Raw genomic sequence first — 19,909 nt, 5'->3', positions numbered from 1 at the left:
GAAGGGAGCATGTCCGTGTCCGAAGCGATAACGAGGTATCGACCTTGGAAGTCGAAAGCTGGCACAGCGATCTGGTTTTGAGCGCTTATTTGAGAATTGGGAATGCCCAGAAGTCCTGCACCCAATACGCAAAACGAAAGGTAAGACAAACGCATCTTAATGAGGCACAAAATGTGATCATAACGGCAGAGTCGACAAAGCATGGCTTTCGGGGTTTAGGCTAATTTTTATCTCTTGTATGATATAGCAATTCTAAATTTAAAAGTTTAAGAGGAGTCAGTCGCTGGAGAGAGTAGTGAGTCCTTAAGCATGAAGTCAATTAAATGCTGTCAACTGCCAGCTTGAACTTTTAGTTTTTATATTTTTAGCTGTGTAGCTTACTAATTCAGTCCTACTGAGTCATTTTGTCATGGCTTAATCTAAACTCCTAAATTGATATTCATAGTTATGATTCGGGTTTACCGAACCGATAAATTCGAGTAAACCGTAATCTTGATTAATGCCTAATTTGGTGCGGCAATCATCATTTATTAGGTGAAAAAACCGAATTAATCAGCTTGTTACTTTTGAATATTATGGTAATCAAAGCAAGGAATTCAATCCAAAGTTTTTGAGCAAAAAACTACTACTGTTACAAGGGATAAATTAATATGCTAATTCGTTACAACCCCCTGGCAAGAATTGAACACTTTAGAACGTCACATCAACGGCTTATTTGGAGATACCAGAGTCCCCTTTGCACGGGTTAAAAAAGGCTTTATCAAAGTTCCGGCTGCTGAGTTGCACGAAACTGCTGATGCGATTCATCTCAAGTTAGAACTGCCTGGACTAGAAGCTAAAGACTTAGATATTCAAGTCACAGAAGATGCTGTTCACATTAGCGGTGAGCGCAAGTCTGAAACTAAAATCGAAAACAATGGCACTACCAAGAGCGAATTCTACTATGGTAAATTCCAACGTGTAATTCCTCTATCTGCTCGGATTTAAAATGCCAATGTCACCGCAGATTATAAAGACGGGATCTTGAATTTGAAACTGCCAAAATCTGAGCAAGAAAAGAACAAAGTTGTCAAGGTTAATCTAGAGCAACCTGTTGCCTAATGGCTTCTGATGAGACTATTCTACCGACAATAATTGATTGAGATAGCTAAGAGCTTGGTTATGAGATAACCAAGCTCCTTTTTTGTAGTAATTGTCTGTGAGGGAGCGATGGCGTACCTGCCCGCCAACTCTTAGAGGAAGTTGGAATAATAGGGTTTTCCTCTCTACGAGATGCTTTTGCTTGGAACTGGAGGTAGAGTATGACGCTCAAAGAAATTCCAAATTATCTGAGTTGAGTCCAAACCCAGGTTTTTATTGAACTTGTTAATATTTTTATCATTGGAAGTACCACCGTACCAAAGATGTCCTCCATTAACTACAGCCAATTCTAAAACCTCAGAACCACCACTACAACCGGAGTAAGAATAGGTTTTAACTTTATCGCTACTGCGAGCATTGTCAAGGGCAAATGCTACATCGTTTGCAGCATACGTGGGACATTGGTTATGATCGCGCCAAAAATTTACTACTTTCGGAATCGAAACGAGCGCTCCTTTTTGAGTTTTTTCATCGCCCTGATAATGTACAGATTGGTCGTTTGTACCGTTAATCATTAACATTGATACAGGAAGAAGCGGTTGGCATGTTTGTTCAAGTCGCATTGGCAAAGAACCAGCAACAGAAGCAAAAGCTGCTATTTTATCAGATAGTTGACAAGTCAAAGCCTGAGTTAATATTCCACCCTTGGAAAAGCCAGTAGCGTAGATTCTACGGTTATCAATATTTCTAACTTGCTGTAGGTGATTAAGTAAATTATTCACAAAAGAGATATCATCAATGTTCCTTTTGCCATTCTTTCTCAGGCTCCATTTATGGTCAATTCCATCAGGATAAACTACAATAAACCCTTTTTGTTCTGCTAACTCATTAAACCCTGAGACATTACTAATTGAGCGCCCGCTACCATCGTCCCCATGAAATACTAAAACTAATGGCATAGGACGACTATAAGAATAAGACTTGGGTGTATAAATATAGTAAGTACGCACAGAACCTTGCTCAGTTAATTCACCATCACTAGCACCAAAAATAACTTTGGATTGCCGAGCAGTTATTTGCTGTGCTTCAATTGATTCGCAAGCTGTTACTAAACCAATTAACGTAAAAAAAATAAATACTCGCTTCAACAATTGAAAACTTAGATTAATATTCACGGTAAATAAAATTTGGTAAAAGTATAAGTATTTTGTTTTTTATGCTGTTATAAAGAACAGAGTACATCTATTCACTTACTGTTTACCTCATACAAATGGTTGAATAATCGCTCAATTACAACTAGTAAAACTCTAACTACAGATAGTAAAACTCTAACTACAGATATAATCTAGTATTCATGGGTGGTTGGGGTGGGTGCGACGCTCTCCCATTTTCCTCTCTCCGAGACGCTCAACGCGTTTGCTTGAATGAAGGACGGTACATTCCGGTGGTTTGTCTTTAGTCTATCATCTGGGGTGTCGGGGGGAATAGGGGCGATGTCTGCGACGGGCTACGCCTACGCTTGGTTTCCTCTCTACTAAACACTCAATACGTTCGCTTGAATGGGTGGGGCGATCGCATCTATTTCACGAATAAATGCTTATACTTTGTCTCGTTCTTTGGGAAAACTCCTCAGTTAAGAGCAAACTTACAGCCATGACAAATTCAGATGCACTACCAGCAAGTGTACCTACTGCTAAGGAGGGCAAAGCATTACCAAGAAGGGAAACCAATGTTCCCAAAAATAACCACGGCCATTTAAGTCGGAACCAAATACCAATGCCAATTAGTAGAAGAAATAGATTAACTACAATCGTGATAATTGGCGGCCCGCTCAAGTTGGCAACATGATAGCGCAGGATTCCCGCAAACTCTATTGAAACTAATTCCAGCCCTATATAGTGGGTGGCAACATCTATCGCTGTAAGTCCCAATGCAATTAGCCAAGATAAAACCCGCACTACTCTATTAGCCCAACTAGCTCCGGCGCGATGAGCAAGTTCAACACCAATCACAATGAATAGCGGTACAACCAAATAATGTAATAGAAAGCGTAGCATACTGAGAGTTTTCAAAAGCTCTCCTTCACCAATTAGACTTCCTATTGAAAGAATGAGATTGTCATAGCTAATGCTCACTAACACTATAGGCAATACAATCATTGCAAGGCTGGTTGATTGCTGCCACAAACGAATTGCCCAGCTTATTAACACCCATTCGAGCAAGGCAAGACTGAAATGTATTACTGGATAAATTATTGACATAAGTAATGTATTCACATAGCAGAATATATTCCAAGCACAAATACTGACTGCATAAGCCGATAAGGCTAATTTGTGCTTGGAATAAAAGTTAGAGCGACTTATTCACTAAACTTGTGGTTGTAATTCCGGTTAAAACTGGTGTCTAAAAATCATCTGATAAAACCACTTTTAACTTGGTGTTAAGTTTTGGTGCAAAACCACTTCCTTCAGCTACATAAGTAATCGCTCCTCCAGCTTCTAAAACAGCAGGCCCACCACAGGCTTTAATTAAATCAACACCGTTCTTAACTTTAATATCTTGACAACCAAATTCAAGTCCATTTGGTCCAGTAATTTTAATCTTATTAATTGTTCCAGTTTCACCAGCCGATAAAAAAAGTTTAGCAGAGCGAATAACTGTTTTATCTGGCAAAGGAGTTGTTGTTGTGTCGATACTGAACTTTCCTTCAGTAATTGGCGCTTTTTCCGTGATAATTAAGGTAGCAAGGGTGCTTGGCGCTGCGATCGCCTCTGTAGAGAAACAGAAAACCAGAAATGATAGAGCAAATGCTAAAATCTTGGTCAAGCGCATGGACTTTTTGAGTGAATTCATAATCATTTTTTGTTGAACCTGTAATTTTTAATGCCAGCTAGAGGAAAGATTGCCTCCATCGCTGTACTTAAAAGCTACGATATCAACTAAAAAATGTATCTAATAGTACCCTCAAGGGTACTATTATAGAAACTTGAGCAAAACTGATCAAACAATAGCTGCCTCTGGAATCGCACCCTGCATTCTCCCGAAAGCATCAATCAAATTCTGCAATTGTTGATCTGTCTTAAAAACTCCTAACCCACGCACTGTAACTTTATTAAGAGAATACACAAAGCGCGTTTTGAGATTGTCTGGTAAATTCGCCGCCAATAAATTCCAAGCTGGTTCCTCCATCGGCGTTTCTAAAACGACGTGCTGCTTGTTTTATGGTTTAATCCGGCTAAATCCAAGTTTTTTCGCTAGCTGTTTGAGTTCCATGACTCGCAAAAGTTGATTTGCAGACATTGGTAAATTACCATAGCGATCGCTCTCAATAGTAGAATTAGTAGAATTTGAGACAGTTATACAATAAAGGCAAAGATGTTGAGGTTGAACTAACCTAATACGTGTACCTGAAACAAACCCAAAGATACCAATGCCTTCACCAAGCCTCTACGAAACTGATTTTTACGCTTGGACACAGAAACAAGCCCGCCGCATCTTGTTCATTGGCAGGCAAGTTTTTTAGTTTGGCGATCGCTTGTTCAAGTAGCTCAGTCATAGCTGTTATACGAAAGTCATACTATAAATTATCCCTGCTTGCACTTTGTTGGGGTTATTAGGGTGCGATCGCTTGGGGTGAGAGCAAAGCGCGATCGCACTGCCGAAAACCAGCGATTTGTTGGATCGAGGATAACGTGGGGCTAGTTGGGGAAGTTTTTATGCAGTGCCATTATTTTTCCCTCAGATCAAACCATTGAATTGAAGATAATGTGGAGAACTGATTTTTAGCATCCGCTCTGGACTGTCATGATCATCAGTTATTTTCTGCCGTGTTGGTTTCTTATGAATATTGATATTTCTAATGGTGACAAAGCGATAGACATAAGTATCAAGGAAATTCTTTTGTCCCCAAAACTCTTTGCCAATTTTCTGGCAATAGGCGGCAAAACACTGAGCGCCCTTAAGTTGCTGAATGATTTCCCATTCTGTGCTTGTGCTAGCCTTTGCTTTCATCTCAATGCAGAGGATAACCTTTTTCTTGCCAGTATCAGCAACGATGACAAAATCCGCACGTTTGCATTCACCACGGTTTCCTTTAAAAACTGTATCTGGTGACTTAAATTTATCTGCATTAATGATGATAACCTCATCATCATTAGGCATCCCATAAATAGTTACATCATAATTGGCGGGTGGAGGCTCTGTAAGTATGACCTTATTTTTGCCGTAACCATCATCTTCCAATAAAACTGTAGCGGTTTTATTGATCATCTCTTTGAGAATAGCAATATCAGTTAATCCATCAGACATTACTCCTCACTCCAGACGATCGCTGCCTGAATCCGGTTCATCGTTTCGATGGTTGTATCAAAGCTGCGGGCTTCAATACCCAGTTCTGGGTCGATGTTGGCTGGTGTCAGGGTCTGGCATTTAGTTTTTTTTGTTTCGCCGTCTATTATTATCGATGCTTTTTCTGCGATATAGACTTTGATTTTTTCAGAAGAGATCAGTTCCTCTTGCCGATAATCTTCAACTTGGGCAATTCGCTTGAGATGGGGTTTATCGTGGTTGAGCATGATCAGCGTATTCAGTTCTTTGATAATGTAATCACTTTGGGTGGTAATGAAAACCTTAATACCAAGATTCACCAGTTGGGCGAAAAGCCGTGCGATGCGGCGCTGGTTTTCAGGGTGTAGGTTCATCTCAGGTTCATCCACCATCAGTAAATCACCAACCTGGGCTTTGTGTCTCAGGTAAAAGCCGATATTTAGTAGAGAACGCACGGCGCTAGAACTTTCATCCATAGAAAGCTTGATCCGTTTACTATGCGGCTCATAATAAAGTTGATCATTACGGGTGACTGTGTATTTACCACCAATGATGTCGGCGAAATCAGCCAACACATCGGGATGGTTCTCAGCAATGAAACTGCTTTCTGGGAAAATTGTCTCCAGTTCCCCCATAAAATCTACATTTTTTTCTACTGGGAGCGCATAAGCCCGGTATACGTTAGATAGAAGCTCTCTTGGATTGATGTTTTTATCAGCCTGAGCCATTTCTTTGAGCAAGCGATTGCGGGCGAAATTCAACTCTTTGCGAAAAATGGCAGCACCGGTTCGTTCTGCACTAGCGATGAAAGGGTTAGGAAGAAACTGCTCAAAAATGATATCTTTTAGTGCGTCCGCAATGGTGCGCTTAAGGATGTCGGTGGGGATTTTTACCTTCTTTTTCTCAACAAGCAGAGTTACAACTAATTCTGTGCTTTTTTCACTTTTGGTAATAGAGAAAAGTGATGCCTCGCCGGAGGTACTTTCCCGAGTAAAATCAAAAGCTAAACTAATATTTTGGATATCCAGACTTACCTGAAAGTCTGTTGTTTTAAATCGTTCTGCTCGTGCTGCAAAAATCTTCGGTAATTCCTGGGTATAGGCTTGACAACCTTTAGTAACAATCTGCTCAGACTGTTTAATATATTCTTGTATATCAAGACGAATTACGCCGTCCGCAAGGAGCTGCTTGATCTTATTGGCGTTGATTTGGATCGCAAACATTCGTCGCCAAGTAGACAAAAAGCCAAACAACGCATAAGTAGCGTAGGTTTTGCCCGTATTATTGTAGCCACAAATGATTGTCAGGTCGCCAAGTGTGAATTCGGCTTGCTTTAAAGCACCAAGATTTTTGACTTTAATTTTCATTGCCGTATTCTTTTAGCTATTATCCCCTATCCTTGAGTGATAACACTTTAGTATTAACCTTTAAATCATATCCCCACTGGGATTTAGAGGTCTAACTATTTATTCAGACGGAAACACCACTCAAACAATAGCCGCCTCTGGAATCGCACCCTGCATTCTCCCGAAAGCATCAATCAAATTCTGCAATTGTTGATCGGCTTTAAAAACTCCTAACCCCCGCACCGTCACTTTACCTGGAGAATAGACAAAGCGCGTCTTAAGATTTTCTGGTAAATTCGCCGCCAATAAATTCCAAGCTGGTTCCTCCATCGGCGTTTCTAAAACGACATGCTGCTTTTGTTCTGGTTTAATCCGGCTAAATCCGAGTTTTTTCGCTAGCTGTTTAAGTTCCATGACTCGCAAAAGTTGATTCGCCGACACTGGTAAATTACCATAGCGATCGCTCCACTCGGCAGCAATCTGCTTTAATTCTGATTTAGATTTCGCTGTCGCCACCGCCCGGTATGCACTCATCTTTTGATCCAAATCGGTAATATAATCTGCTGGGATAAATGCTGTGAGGTTGAGATCAATCTGGGTATCCTCCACTTTCGGAATTTCTTGGCCTCGAATTTCTCGAATTGCTTCTTCCAGCATTTCCATGTACAAATCAAAACCGATAGCATCCATTTGGCCGGATTGTTCTGCACCTAGCAAGTTACCTACACCCCTGATTTCCATATCGCGCATCGCCAGTTGATACCCAGAACCTAGCTGAGTAAATTCCTGAATTGCTCGTAATCGTTGCCGCGCCGCATCAGATAATGTCCGCTGCTTCGGATAAAATAACCAAGCATGAGCTTGGATACCAGCCCGTCCCACACGACCGCGTAATTGATACAGCTGTGCCAATCCAAAGCGATGAGCATCTTCAATCAAAATGGTGTTTACTCGCGGAATATCTAAACCAGATTCAATAATTGTCGTACAAACGAGGATGTCTGCATCGCCATTACTGAAGGTGAGCATGGTTGATTCTAACTCGCTTTCATCCATTTGACCGTGAGCGATCGCAAACCTACCCCCCGGTATCACTTCTCGTAAATTGGCTGTTGTCTCTTCAATTCCATCTACACGTGGAACTACATAAAATACCTGTCCACCTCTGTCTAATTCTTGACGAATTGCTGTACGGATACTTTCGGAATTAATCGGTGACAGATGGGTTTTAATCGGGCGTCTGGTTGGGGGTGGCGTGGTAATCAAACTCATTTCCCGAATTCCCGACAAGGACATATACAAAGTCCGGGGAATGGGAGTGGCTGAGAGGGTAAGCACGTCCACCTGAGTTTTCAGGCTTTTAATTTTCTCTTTCTGGTTCACCCCAAACCGCTGTTCTTCATCTACTACCAACAGTCCTAAATCGCGGAATGCCACACCTTTACCTAAAAGCTGGTGCGTACCAATTACTACATCTAATTCACCCGTTGCCAATCGTTTTTGAATATCGCGGCGTTCTTCAGCAGACCGAAAACGGTTGAGCAAACCGACATTTACCGGATAGGGAGCAAAACGTTCTTTTAGTGTATGGTAATGCTGCTGTGTTAAAATAGTCGTTGGCGCAAGGAGTGCCACTTGTTTACCGGCGATGACTGCTTTGAAAATAGCACGAATCGCCACTTCCGTTTTTCCGAAACCGACATCGCCACAAACTAAGCGATCCATTGGGCGATCGCTCTCCATATCTCGTTTCACATCTTGGACAGCTTTGAGTTGATCCGTTGTGGGTTGGTAGGGGAAGGAATCTTCTAATTCTTCCTGCCAAGGCATATCGCCTGGGAAGCTAAAACCTTGTTGTTGCGATCGCGCTGCATAAAGTTTCAACAAGTCCACTGCCAATTTTTTGATCGCTTTGCGGACTTTATTCTTGGTATTTTCCCAAGCTTTACCGGTCATCCTATTGAGTTCCGGTGCTTTATCACCTGCGGCGCGGAACCGGGATAAAGCACCTACTTGATCGGCTGCGACTCTGAGTAACCCGTCAGCATATTGCACCACTAAATAATCACGAGTTTCATTATTAATCGTCAAACTTTCCAGCTTGACAAATTTGCCAACACCATGATTTCTGTGAACCACATAATCGCCTGGACGCAGTTTATTGGGATCAACTTGTTTAGAAGTAGCTTTGTGGCGCTTGCGAATATAGCCGGGAGTTGCCAAAGAATGCTGCCCAAAAAATTCCCGATCTGTAACAATTACCAATCGGTATGTAGGCAGGATAAAACCTTCTAGTTCGGCAAGACCAGAATATTTTAAGGCTATGGGAGTATGGTTAATTTGGAGCTTATCTATAGCTTGGTAGTCGCGCGGATTCGGGATAAACTGAGCCGGACAGTCATGTTCTTGCAACAGCGAGACAGAACGCGAAGGTTGAGCAGAAAGCAGCCAGATAGAGAAATTGCGATCGCGTTCTTGACGGATTGTTTCAGCTAGTTTAGCAAACTGGTGCGGCGTGACTGGAACAGGTCGGCAGGCAAGATTAATTCCATCATTTTCCTCTGACAGTTCCGATAAATATAATGTTTTAAATTTGGCAACGTCAACCAAACACTGATCAAAAGACCGATGAATTTTCGGCAATGTTAGGGGAGTAGATTCTTCCCCATGCGCCATTATCCACTGTTCCTCAGCATTTTCCACCCAGCGATCGCTATGAGCATGACATTGTTCTGGCTCATCAATGGCAATCAGGGTATTTTCTGTTAAGTAGTTTAGCAGGGAAGCTGGTTGCTCGAAAGCTAATCCCAAAAAGCGACGACTACCTTCTAAGAGTGATGAATTTTGAGTGCTAAGTTCTGATTCAGAATTTAACTCATAACTCCTAACTCCTAACTCAGAACTATTCTTGAGTGCCGCCATCACTACGGGAGTAAAGCTAGTGGGGGTAAGAATTAACCGATTAACTTTGTCTAGGGCGGAACGTTGAGTTGCGGGGTCAAATTCCCGCATTTGCTCGATTTCATCACCAAACCATTCCAGCCGGACTGGAAACTCAGATGAAACTGGAAACACATCAACAATATCGCCCCGCCGGCTCCACTGTCCTTCAGTTTCCACCAAAGGCACTCTTTCGTACCCCAAAATAGTTATTTTCTCACTGAAAGCATTTAAGTCTAATTCCATCCCCCGCTTCAGGGTAAGACAGAATTCTTGAAAAACTGCTGGTGGTGGTAAGTGGGGTTGCAAAGCTCCTTGGGTAGCCACAATCGCCATCTTGGGTAATTGTGAGGGATTGGGAATCTGGTTTTCTTCCCCATGCCCCATGCTCAAATCTGCCAGTACCTGCATTTGTCCCCAACTCATTTCAGTTTCCGGGTCAAAAGGTTCGTAGGGAGAAGCCTCGGAGGTGGGGTAAAAATGTACTGTTTGCCATCCCATTGCCTCAAGTTGCGCGTAAACGCGTCCAGCTTCTTCCAGAGTGGCACAAACCACAAACAAATCCTTGCCCGTAGCCCGCGCTAATGCCGAAGCCACCAGAGCCTTGGGCAGCCGGGGAATACCATTTAACCGCAATTCTTGTTGTCGGTTTAGCTTAGAAATAAATTCAGTGGTGAGCGGCGATCGCGCTAAGGCACGCACAATAGAAGAAAATGACATAAGTACTACTTGCGGTGGGAGTCTTTGTGGGTCAGAAAATCTTGAAGCAGTTTATGTCAACTATTTTAAAAGTGTTAACAGTCTTCTTATTCCTTCGGTGGAAGAATAATGCACAGCGGTTAATAAACTTAAGAACTCTAACTACTACTTTGCGTACAGTCAAAGCATTTATAGATGCACCTTTAATACTAGATACTAAAAATTGAGCTACGTTCGCTCTGATAAGCAGCAATTTTAAACATGTCCTCCATCACTTTTGAAATTTTAATCATTTTGGTGCTAATTATTGCCAACGGTGTATTTTCTATGTCTGAGATGGCAATTGTCTCAGCCCGGAAAGTTAGGCTACAGCAGCTTGCCAATCAAGGAGATCCCAAGGCAAAGGCTGCATTAAAACTAGCTGAGTCTCCAAATCATTTCCTGTCAACTGTTCAAGTGGGTATTTCCCTAATCGGTATCTTGACTGGTGCTTTTGGAGGAGCAACAATTGCCAACCGAGTGGCAGTCTATATAAAACGTGTCCCTTTATTAGCACCTTATAGTGACCCGCTTTCCTTTGGAATAGTGGTTTTGATCATTACCTATTTCTCACTTATTGTTGGCGAATTGGTACCGAAGCGTCTGGCGTTAAATAACCCAGAAAGGATTGCATCGATTGTAGCTATTCCGATGCAAGCTTTGGCGGCGATCGCTTCTCCAGTAGTATTTCTTTTAAGTGCTTCTACAGATTTGATCCTGCGAGTGCTGGGAATTACAGCTTCTACCGAGCCGCAAGTTACCGAAGAAGAAATTAAAATCTTAATTGAGCAAGGCACCGAGGCGGGAACCTTTGAGGAAGCCGAACAGGATATGGTGGAGCGAGTCTTTCGTTTAGGCGATCGCCCTGTCAGCTACTTAATGACACCCCGTCCCGATATTGTCTGGCTGGACTTAGAGGACTCTGCTGAAGAAAATCGTCAAAAAATGGTTGATAGTGCCTATTCCCGGTATCCAGTTTGTCAGGGGGGACTTGACAATGTGTTGGGTGTTATCCCAGTTACCGACTTATTAGCCAGGAGTTTCCGAGGAGAACCGCTAGACTTGACGGTGGGATTGCGACAGCCAGTATTTGTGCCAGAAAGCACCCGTGGTTTGAAAGTTTTGGAATTGTTCAAGCAAACTATCACTCACATGGCGCTAGTAGTCGATGAATATGGTGTGATTCAAGGATTAGTCACTCTCAACGACATCATGAGCGAAATCGTGGGTGATGTTCCTTCAACAGATGGGCAGGATCAACCACAAGCTGTGCAACGCGAAGATGGTTCCTGGCTTTTGGATGGGATGTTGCCTGTAGAAGATTTTTTGGAACTTTTCGGTATGGAAGAGTGGCAATCTGAGGAACGCGGCAGTTATCAAACTTTAGGCGGTTTTGTGATCACCAATTTAGGTCGTATTCCTGCCGCAGCAGATTATTTTGAATGGCAAAGTATGCGAATTGAAGTGATGGATATGGATGGTAACCGCGTCGATAAGGTGCTAGTCGTACCAAAAGGAAATAAATCATCGGATACGACAAAATCTGATTAGTGTTGGGTCTTGGGCATTGGGCATTGCTAATTATTGTTTACTATTTCCCATGCCCAATGCCCTATTTATGCAATTTGTCAAGTCTTAGATAGACGTTTAACTGCTTCACCCGCTAACAACTGATGGGCTTGTTCCAAAACTTGGGGGATTTTATCGGCGTGGGGATTGCGGGCAAGACATTGCCGCAAGTCTAATTCTTCTAGCCGATCAGCTTTGTTACCAGGAAACCAGTGGCTGGCATTGCCAAGCAGGTTGTAACGCATTTTAGCGTAGTCTAGCAGATCGTAGGCGATCGCTAGATTCTGTAGCCACAAAATCACCCGAATGTTTACCTCACCAGGGGTTTTGTCAAAGGTTGGTAGATTTGTTTCCCAGGATTTTACCCAATCTTCTCCCAAAGTAGCGATCGCTTCTGATTCCAACCTTGCTAAAATTGGTGGCAAAATTGACCATGCCCGGTCTACTAATTCTAAAGTTTTCAGGTGTTCATCAAAATCTTGTGGTTTTGCTGCTCCTAAACTCAGGGTATGCACTTGTTGATGACTCAAACAAAACAAATCATTAAACACCATTGGACTCAAAGGGGCGCAAAGATTTACTAACTTTTCTGGAGGTTTATATAACAAACCTCCTTTATCAGATGGGCTAATAATAAACACCCCCATATCGTGGCGTTTAGCTGCTTCAATTGCCTCCCAATTCCATTGATTAATGTAGTACCAGTGCAGGTTCACGTAATCAAATTTATTAGTATTAATTGTCTGCACAATCATATCTGTTGAGCCATGTGTAGAAAAGCCAATAAATCTGACTTTTCCCTCAGCTTGCAATTGCTGCGCTACTTCCAAACAGCCACCAGGACGGATACTGTAGTCGAATGACTCAGGATGATTGATGCCATGCAACCCTAAAAGGTCAACATAATCTAGTTGGAGATTTTTCAATGATTGTTCAAATTTATTACGGAATTCTTTCGCATCTGCTGTTGGGTTTACTTTGGTCTGAACAATCAACTTTTCGCGGGGAAACTGGGGCAATATTCTCCCCAATTGCATTTCGGAAGAGCCATAACCACGAGCAGTTTCAATATGATTAATCCCAACCTCAACTGCCCTTCTAATAGTCGCTTCCAGATTCGCCTGGTTATCAGCAGGAATTTCATTATTGGGAACATCCTCCCATTTAAACTGATATCTCATGCCACCGCAGGAAAACACTGGCATCTGTAATTCTGTGCGTCCAAATCGTCTATATAGCATCAGGAAATTGTGGATTGCTTACAACTTAAAATCTAAAAACGATAGTCATTCAAGCCTACTGTGCGATAATAATTACCTCTGTTCAATCTGTGACATTAGCAAGATTTATGAGATTATTAAATCGGTCATACCAATTTTGTATGAAGATGCGCCATATATGAGGAACGAACCGCATACTCCTACGGAGAAGCAAGCTACGCGCAGCGCAATGCCCTGAGCTTGCCGTAAAGCCTGCGGCATAGCTACGCTTAGGGCGCAACCTGTTTAAGAATTGGACACAAAGCAAAAAAGAACAAGCCAAAAAAATTTGGCGCAGCCTCACAAAGAAATGGTATCAGGACTTAGCAGGAGATTTTCCACAGGATTTGAGCGGGTGTTCTAATCACCGCTAAAATTACTCCTATAGACTGAGCAACTCTTCCAGGAATCAACAAATAATTATGAATTGTTTATCGGACGGTTGACTTCTTTTGCGAAGGTAGCAGGTTATCAAATTAATTCTTTAGAGACTGCGCTTGGATTAAGCAATTTTTCAATGCTTCGGCTAACACCTGTACCTGCGGCTCATTAAGTAAGTCATGGTGAGATCCGGGAACGTAATGGACATCTAATTCTCCAGCAACTACGTCGCCCCACCCGAATTGAGGATCGTATTCTATGCCTATAGCTTCGTCCCGACTTTGATCCTCTGTTCGCAAGAGGATAGCTTCACCAAGGTAAGGTGAAAAGATATATTCACTGATGGCTTGAGTGTTAGCATCTATAATTTTTAAGTGCTTGTCAGTTTCAGGTAAATGAACTACCTCTTGCAAGTAATAATTATATCTATTTTTGAGACGGTGCTTACGCCAATAACTCCATCTCATAGCCATTTGCCAAAGGTAGGTAGGGCCTTGTTGAACAATTTTATTTAAATGCAAAAAAACTCGTTTGAGAAATGACGCCCGCCAGCTATAACCTGGACGACAACTATCAACCATAACTAAAATACCAACTTGTTCGCCTTGCTCTTGGAGTTGTTGAGCCATCTCGAAAGCAACTATACCCCCAAAAGAATAACCTCCCAGAAAATAAGGGCCATTGGGCTGAAGCGTCTGGATTTCTTGAATGTAATGAGTTGCCATGTCTTCAATCCGCGTATGCAAAGGCTGTTTTCCATCTAGCCCTTGTGGCTGTAGTGCGTAGAATGGTTGATCTGATCCCAGATGCAGCGCCAATTCACGGAAACACAAGACTTCTCCACCTAGTCCGTGAATACAGAAAAAAGGTGGTTTTGAACCATTGGGTTGAATTTCTAACAAAGATGACCAACTAGATTTTGATTGGTCTAAGGTCTTTACTAAAGCCAAGTTTCTTGCTATATCTTCTTGGCAAATTATTTTGGCTAGAGCCTCTACAGTACCTGACTGGAATAGAATGGCAAGAGGCAGATTTTTATTAAATGTCTTTTCAATTTGCCAAAACAGTTTTACTGCTAATATGGAGTGTCCTCCTAGCTCAAAGAAGTTGTCCCTGACACCGATAGGCTGAATGCCCAGAACTTGTTCCCAAATTTTGGTCAGTTGGAATTCTAATTCATCACGGGGAGCCAGATAGGTGTTTGCTGAATCAAACCTTGTTAAGTCTGGTGCTGGTAAAGCGCGGCGGTCGATTTTGCCGTTGGGGGTTAGGGGTAAGGTGTCTAGAAAAACGAAGGCACTAGGCACCATATATTCTGGCAGTTTCTGTTTGAGGAAATGGCGCAGCTCGTCTGTGGTTGGTATCTGCTCTGGGTGAGGAACGATATAGGCGACTAGTCGCTGGTTTTCTGGATTATCAACTCTAGATGTGACGACAGTTTGCTGTATATTGGGGTGTTGTGCTAATAAAGCTTCAATTTCTCCAAGTTCGATGCGGAAACCACGAATTTTTACTTGATTATCGAGGCGACCGAGATATTCGATATTACCATCACTTAGGTAACGGGCTAAATCACCTGTTTTATAAAGGCGGCTTTCAAAGTCGCAACTGAATGGATTAGGAATAAATTTTTCTGTTGTTAATTTAGGCTGATGGAAATAACCCCGTGATAACCCTGCACCACCAATATATAGTTGTCCTGCAACACCCACAGGGACGGGTTGCAAATATTTATCTAAAATGTAAATCTGGGTGTTGGCTATAGGACGGCCAATATTCACTAAAACTTCTTCTTGGTCAATTCGATGAATTGTAGACCAAACAGTTGTTTCTGTCGGTCCGTATAAGTTCCAAACTTCAGCACCTCTTTGACGTAAGTGATTAGCTAAATTTTCAGGTAAGGCTTCACCACCACAGAGAATTTTCAGTTGGGCATTTCCTTTCCATCCCGCTTCTAGTAACATTTGCCAAGTCACAGGAGTGGCTTGCATAACAGTTGCAGCAGAGTTATTGAGTTGTTGTAATAACTGTAAACCGTCGGTTGTAACTTCCCGACTGACTAAAATTACCTTGGCTCCTAGTGTTAGGGGAAGAAAAATTTCTAAAACCGCAATATCAAAAGATAGGGAAGTAACTGACAACAGACTATCAAGGTTGGTTAATTGTAGCTGCTGTTGCATCCCCGTGAGGAAGTTGAGGACGCTGCGATGGGTAATTTGTACACCTTTGGGTTTTCCTGTGGAGCCAGAAGTATAAATTGTGTAAATTAAATTATCGGGATCAATGTAGCTTTGTGGCGAATTTTGCTGATGTGCGGCGATGCAATCCCTGTCGCAATCTAAACAGATAACTTGGGCTTGGTGGGATGGAAGAATTTTTAATAAATGCTGCTGGGTTAATAAAATGGAAATTTGCGAGTCTTGCAACATGAACGCCAAGCGCTCTTGGGGATAGGCTGGGTCTAGGGGTACGTAGGCTGCACCTGCTTTCAGGATACCTAAAATTCCAACTATTAGATTTAGCGATCGCTCCACACAAATCCCCACCGACATCTCTGGTTTTACCCCCAGTGATATCAGGTAATGCGCTAGCTGATTAGCACGGTGATTGAGTTGCTGGTAAGTTAGTTGCTGGTTCTCAAAGATTACAGCAATGGCGTTGGGAGTTCTTTCGGTTTGAGCTTCAAATAACTGATGGATGCAGGTATTTTTGGGGTAGTCAGTTTGAGTATTATTCCACTCTATTAGTAGCTGATGCTGTTCGGCTGCTGTTAACAGAGGTAAATTTGAAATATGCTGTTCTGGATTGGCGACGATACCTTCAAGTAAAGTTTGGAAATGCATCAGCATTCGAGCGATCGTTGTCGCATCAAATAAGTCTGTGTTGTATTCAATTCCACCTTTGATCCCTTCTGAAGTTTCTTTAATATCGAGGGTAAGCTCGAACTTTGCGGTATCATTATGGACTTCTAGAGGGGTAATGGTCAATCCCGGAAGTTCGCAAAGTTCGCTTGGGGTATTGTGGAAGGCAAACATTACCTGAAACAAGGGCGAGTGGCTCAGATTTCGTTCTGGCTGTAGTTCTTCTACTAACTTTTCAAAGGGTAGATCTTGGTGGGCATAAGCTCCTAGTGTTACTTCTCGAACTTGACTAAGTAACTGCCGGAAACTTGGGTTGCCTGACAGGTTAGTGCGTATAGCTAGGGTATTGACAAAGAATCCAATCAACCCTTCAGTTTCAACTTGGTTGCGACCAGCAATGGGAGAACCGATGAGAATGTCTTCTTGCCCAGTGTAGCGGTGCAATACTATCGCAAAAGCCGCGAGCAATGTCATGAATAGGGTGACACCATGCTGATGCGAGAGTTCTTTTAGGGATGCACTCAGCTTCGGGGGTAGCATCAGGGATTGCACTGATCCCTGGTAAGTTTGGACTGGTGGGCGCGGTCGGTCGGTTGGTAATTCTAATACAGTATTAGCACCTGCTAACTGAGTTTTCCAATAATTAATTTGGCTAGAGAGTATTTCACCTGATAGCCATTGGTGCTGCCACACAGCAAAATCTGCATACTGAATGGGCAATTTTGCCAAAGGGGAAGGCTTACCGCTCAAAAAGGCTTGATAAACTTCTGCTAACTGCTGCTCGATAATGCCTATTGACCAACCATCTGAGGCGATGTGGTGCATGACCAACAAGAGTATATGCTCCTGTTCATCTATCTGGAGCAAAGTAGCTCTCAGCATCAAGTCAGATTCTAAGTTGAAGGGGCGTTGCGCCTCTTGATTTAGGAGACATTCCACTTGCTCCGGTGCTACCTTAATTATTTTGAATTCCACTGGCCGAGGCGTGCCAATTACTTGTATGGGGCTACCATCAAGTGATGTAATAAAGTTTGTTCGCAGTGTCTGGTGATGGACAACGATCGCATCTAATGACTGTTGTAATACACGCGCATTTAACTTGCCCGTTAAGCGCTGTGCATTCGAGAGGATATATGCTCGGCTGTCGGGTTGCAACTGCTGCAAAAACCACACTCGCTGCTGGGCAAAGGATAAAGGGGCTGACTCCCGGTTGGCTATTTGGGGAATAGTTTGATTTTGGGGATCATTTTCTTGACTCTCATTTTGGGCCAACGCTTGAGCTAAAGTAGCGATCGTTGGATTCTCAAATAAGAGTTGCAACGGTATTTCTATCCCAAAGGCTTGGCGAACCCGAGACATCACTTGAGTAGCCAGCAGCGAATGACCTCCCAATTCAAAAAAATTGTCGTGGATGCCTACTTGTTCCAGACGTAAAACTTTCGCCCAGATGGTAGCTAAGACTTCTTCTGTGGAATTCTCAGGTGGAACAAAGTTAGTTGACAGCCTAAGAGTCAATGTATCCGGTGCAGGCAAGGCGCTGCGGTCTATTTTACCGTTGGGGGTTAGGGGTAGGGTGTCCAAAAATACAAAGAAACTAGGCACCATGTATTCAGGTAGCCGAGTTTCCAAAAAGCGACGCAATTCAGACTGGCTAGGGATTTGCTCTGGACTGGCAACAACATATGCCACGAGTTGTTTGTCACCAGGAACATCCTCTCTAGCTATGACTAGAGTTTGTGTCAGTGCCGGATGTTGAACTAATATGGTTTCAATTTCTCCCAATTCAATTCGGAAGCCACGTATTTTCACTTGGTGGTCAATACGACCAAGGAACTCGATATTACCATCGCTCAAATAACGTGCTAAATCCCCAGTTTTGTAAAGATATGCCTCTCTTTTAGAACTAAAAGGGTCGAAGATGAACTTATCTATGGTCAATTCTGGACGGTTAAGATAGGCTCGCGCTAGACCAATACCGCCAATATGCAGTTCACCTGATTCACCAAAAGGCACAGGCTGCAAATTTTCATCGAGGATGTGAATCTCTGCATTAGTAATCGGGCGACCAATGGGAGCAATGGCGTAATTAGTGCCGCGCTGGCAAGTCCAGAAAGTGGTATCAATGGAAGCTTCTGTCGGACCATAGCAATTATGGAGAACATTGTCCAAATTCAGTTGATCAAAAAAGCGCTCTATGAGTTCGCCAGGTAAAGCTTCACCACCGCAGATAATGTGCTTGATGAATCGGCAATTCTCAATTCCCTTCTCTTCCAGTAAGACACGAAGTATGGAAGGAACCAAGGCCAGCACTGTGATTTGCTGCTCAGTAATCACCTTCACAAGGTAGGCAGTATCTTGATGTCCACCAGGGCGAGCCATGATCAATTGCCCTCCGAAGCACAATGGCCAGAATATCTGCCACACTGAGGGGTCGAAGCTAAAAGAAATAGTCAGTAAAACTTTGTCAGCCTGAGTTAATCCAAAAGTTGTTTGCTTCCAGTAGAGTTGATTGCAAATCCCCCGATGTGGGATCATTACACCCTTGGGTTGTCCTGTAGATCCTGATGTGTAGATTACGTAGATGAGATGATCAGCCGTTGTCTCATTTACAGGATTTTCTTGACCGTTTCTGATATTCCCTTGCCAGTTTGAGTTCAAACAAATTACTTGTGCTTGATGCGGTGGTAGATTTTTAACAAATTTTTCTTGGGTTAACAATACTGGTGTCTGCGTATCTTCCAAAATGAAGGCTAAACGCTCCGAGGGATATGCCGGGTCTAAAGGTACATAAGCACCTCCAGCTTTAAGAATTCCTAGCAGTCCTACAATCATCTCCAAGGAGCGCTCTAGGCAAATGCCTACAAGTACTTCAGGTCCAACCCCTAAAGCACGTAGGTAGTGCGCTAGTTGATTGGCCCGGTGGTTTAACTGCCGATAAGTAAGTTGTGTATTTTCAAATACTACAGCAATGGCTTGGGGCGATCGCTCTACTTGCATCTCAAACATTTGGTGGATGCACAGATCGTGATGATGAACTACTTGAGTTTCATTGCATTCCTGTAAAACTTGAGTGCCAATGATCTGACTTAAGGTATCTAACGGAATATTTTGCTTATATTCTGAAGTTTGGCTATTTATCTGCATTTTCTAAATATCAACTCCATCAGGAAATAGCATTTTTTTAATTTATTTATTAGTATGTATGGTGTGTTTATCGCAAATTATTTATATGTAATGCTGCATATTAACGCCCTCAAGATAGAAGTCTAAAGTTATAGAAGCAAAGCCTACCTTGCTTTAAGAGCGGGACGCTGCGCGAATGGCAATGGCAAAGCTGAACGCAGACCAATTATACGCATCTTCAAAAATAATTGGTATTTAAAGCTCTAGCTAATCGATTTCTACTTAA

General features: G+C 42.6%; 8 protein-coding genes and 3 pseudogenes. 2 read left to right on the top strand and 9 right to left on the bottom strand.

Going from position 1 to position 19,909, the window contains the following annotated elements; all coding sequences use genetic code 11:
• Positions 1-650 precede the first annotated feature (650 nt).
• Positions 651-1,101 (top strand): annotated as a pseudogene (locus tag V7K35_RS10855) (Hsp20/alpha crystallin family protein).
• A 164-nt stretch (positions 1,102-1,265) separates the two neighbouring features.
• On the opposite strand, the gene V7K35_RS10850 reads toward V7K35_RS10855, so the two are convergent.
• From V7K35_RS10850 to mfd, 7 genes and pseudogenes are all read right to left on the bottom strand, one after another.
• The gene (locus V7K35_RS10850; protein ID WP_335078789.1) at positions 1,266-2,255 is read right to left on the bottom strand and encodes an extracellular catalytic domain type 1 short-chain-length polyhydroxyalkanoate depolymerase; all 990 of its coding nucleotides are present in this window, start codon (positions 2,253-2,255) and stop codon (positions 1,266-1,268) included.
• A gap of 408 nt (positions 2,256-2,663) precedes the next feature.
• The gene (locus tag V7K35_RS10845) at positions 2,664-3,341 is read right to left on the bottom strand and encodes a hypothetical protein (RefSeq protein WP_335078787.1); all 678 of its coding nucleotides are present in this window, start codon (positions 3,339-3,341) and stop codon (positions 2,664-2,666) included.
• 142 nt (positions 3,342-3,483) lie between these two features.
• Positions 3,484-3,933, bottom strand: a complete 450-nt coding sequence (locus V7K35_RS10840) for a hypothetical protein (protein WP_335078785.1) — start codon at positions 3,931-3,933, stop codon at positions 3,484-3,486.
• A gap of 147 nt (positions 3,934-4,080) precedes the next feature.
• A pseudogene (locus V7K35_RS10835) lies at positions 4,081-4,404 on the bottom strand (TRCF domain-containing protein); the annotation flags it as partial.
• Positions 4,405-4,818: 414 nt separating this feature from the next.
• A complete protein-coding gene (locus V7K35_RS10830) occupies positions 4,819-5,388 on the bottom strand; it encodes a hypothetical protein (protein WP_335078783.1) in 570 nt (189 codons plus the stop codon).
• Positions 5,388-6,773 carry an AAA family ATPase gene (locus V7K35_RS10825; RefSeq protein WP_335078781.1) on the bottom strand — a complete coding sequence of 462 codons (1,386 nt, stop codon included), beginning with the start codon at positions 6,771-6,773 and terminating at the stop codon, positions 5,388-5,390. Before V7K35_RS10825 ends, V7K35_RS10830 begins: the two co-directional genes overlap by 1 nt.
• A gap of 120 nt (positions 6,774-6,893) precedes the next feature.
• Positions 6,894-10,412 carry a transcription-repair coupling factor gene (gene mfd, locus V7K35_RS10820; protein WP_335078779.1) on the bottom strand — a complete coding sequence of 1,173 codons (3,519 nt, stop codon included), beginning with the start codon at positions 10,410-10,412 and terminating at the stop codon, positions 6,894-6,896.
• 240 nt (positions 10,413-10,652) lie between these two features.
• On the opposite strand from mfd, the gene V7K35_RS10815 reads away from it, so the two are divergent.
• On the top strand, positions 10,653-11,981 hold the full coding sequence (locus tag V7K35_RS10815; protein ID WP_335078776.1) for a hemolysin family protein: 1,329 nt from the start codon (positions 10,653-10,655) through the stop codon (positions 11,979-11,981).
• 77 nt (positions 11,982-12,058) lie between these two features.
• Here the strand turns inward: V7K35_RS10815 and V7K35_RS10810 are convergent, their stop codons facing one another.
• Together V7K35_RS10810 and V7K35_RS10805 are read right to left on the bottom strand one after the other, a co-directional pair.
• Positions 12,059-13,240 carry an aldo/keto reductase gene (locus V7K35_RS10810; RefSeq protein WP_335078774.1) on the bottom strand — a complete coding sequence of 394 codons (1,182 nt, stop codon included), beginning with the start codon at positions 13,238-13,240 and terminating at the stop codon, positions 12,059-12,061.
• A gap of 494 nt (positions 13,241-13,734) precedes the next feature.
• Positions 13,735-19,644 (bottom strand): annotated as a pseudogene (locus tag V7K35_RS10805) (amino acid adenylation domain-containing protein); the annotation flags it as partial.
• Positions 19,645-19,909 lie beyond the last annotated feature (265 nt).

Origin of the sequence: Nostoc sp., assembly GCF_036917275.1 — a bacterium.
Classification (GTDB): domain Bacteria; phylum Cyanobacteriota; class Cyanobacteriia; order Cyanobacteriales; family Nostocaceae; genus Nostoc.
The sequence above is the reverse complement of the archived record's forward strand: the minus strand, read 5'-3'. Positions and strand labels throughout refer to the sequence as shown.

What these genes read in the sequence shown, in the direction of transcription:
- V7K35_RS10845 (WP_335078787.1), bottom strand. Translation starts at nt 3,341, where the DNA reads ATGTCAATAATTTATCCAGTAATACATTTCAGTCTTGCCTTGCTCGAA.
- V7K35_RS10840 (WP_335078785.1), bottom strand. Translation starts at nt 3,933, where the DNA reads ATGAATTCACTCAAAAAGTCCATGCGCTTGACCAAGATTTTAGCATTT.
- V7K35_RS10830 (WP_335078783.1), bottom strand. Translation starts at nt 5,388, where the DNA reads ATGTCTGATGGATTAACTGATATTGCTATTCTCAAAGAGATGATCAAT.
- V7K35_RS10825 (WP_335078781.1), bottom strand. Translation starts at nt 6,773, where the DNA reads ATGAAAATTAAAGTCAAAAATCTTGGTGCTTTAAAGCAAGCCGAATTC.
- mfd (WP_335078779.1), bottom strand. Translation starts at nt 10,412, where the DNA reads ATGTCATTTTCTTCTATTGTGCGTGCCTTAGCGCGATCGCCGCTCACC.
- V7K35_RS10815 (WP_335078776.1), top strand. Translation starts at nt 10,653, where the DNA reads ATGTCCTCCATCACTTTTGAAATTTTAATCATTTTGGTGCTAATTATT.
- V7K35_RS10810 (WP_335078774.1), bottom strand. Translation starts at nt 13,240, where the DNA reads ATGCTATATAGACGATTTGGACGCACAGAATTACAGATGCCAGTGTTT.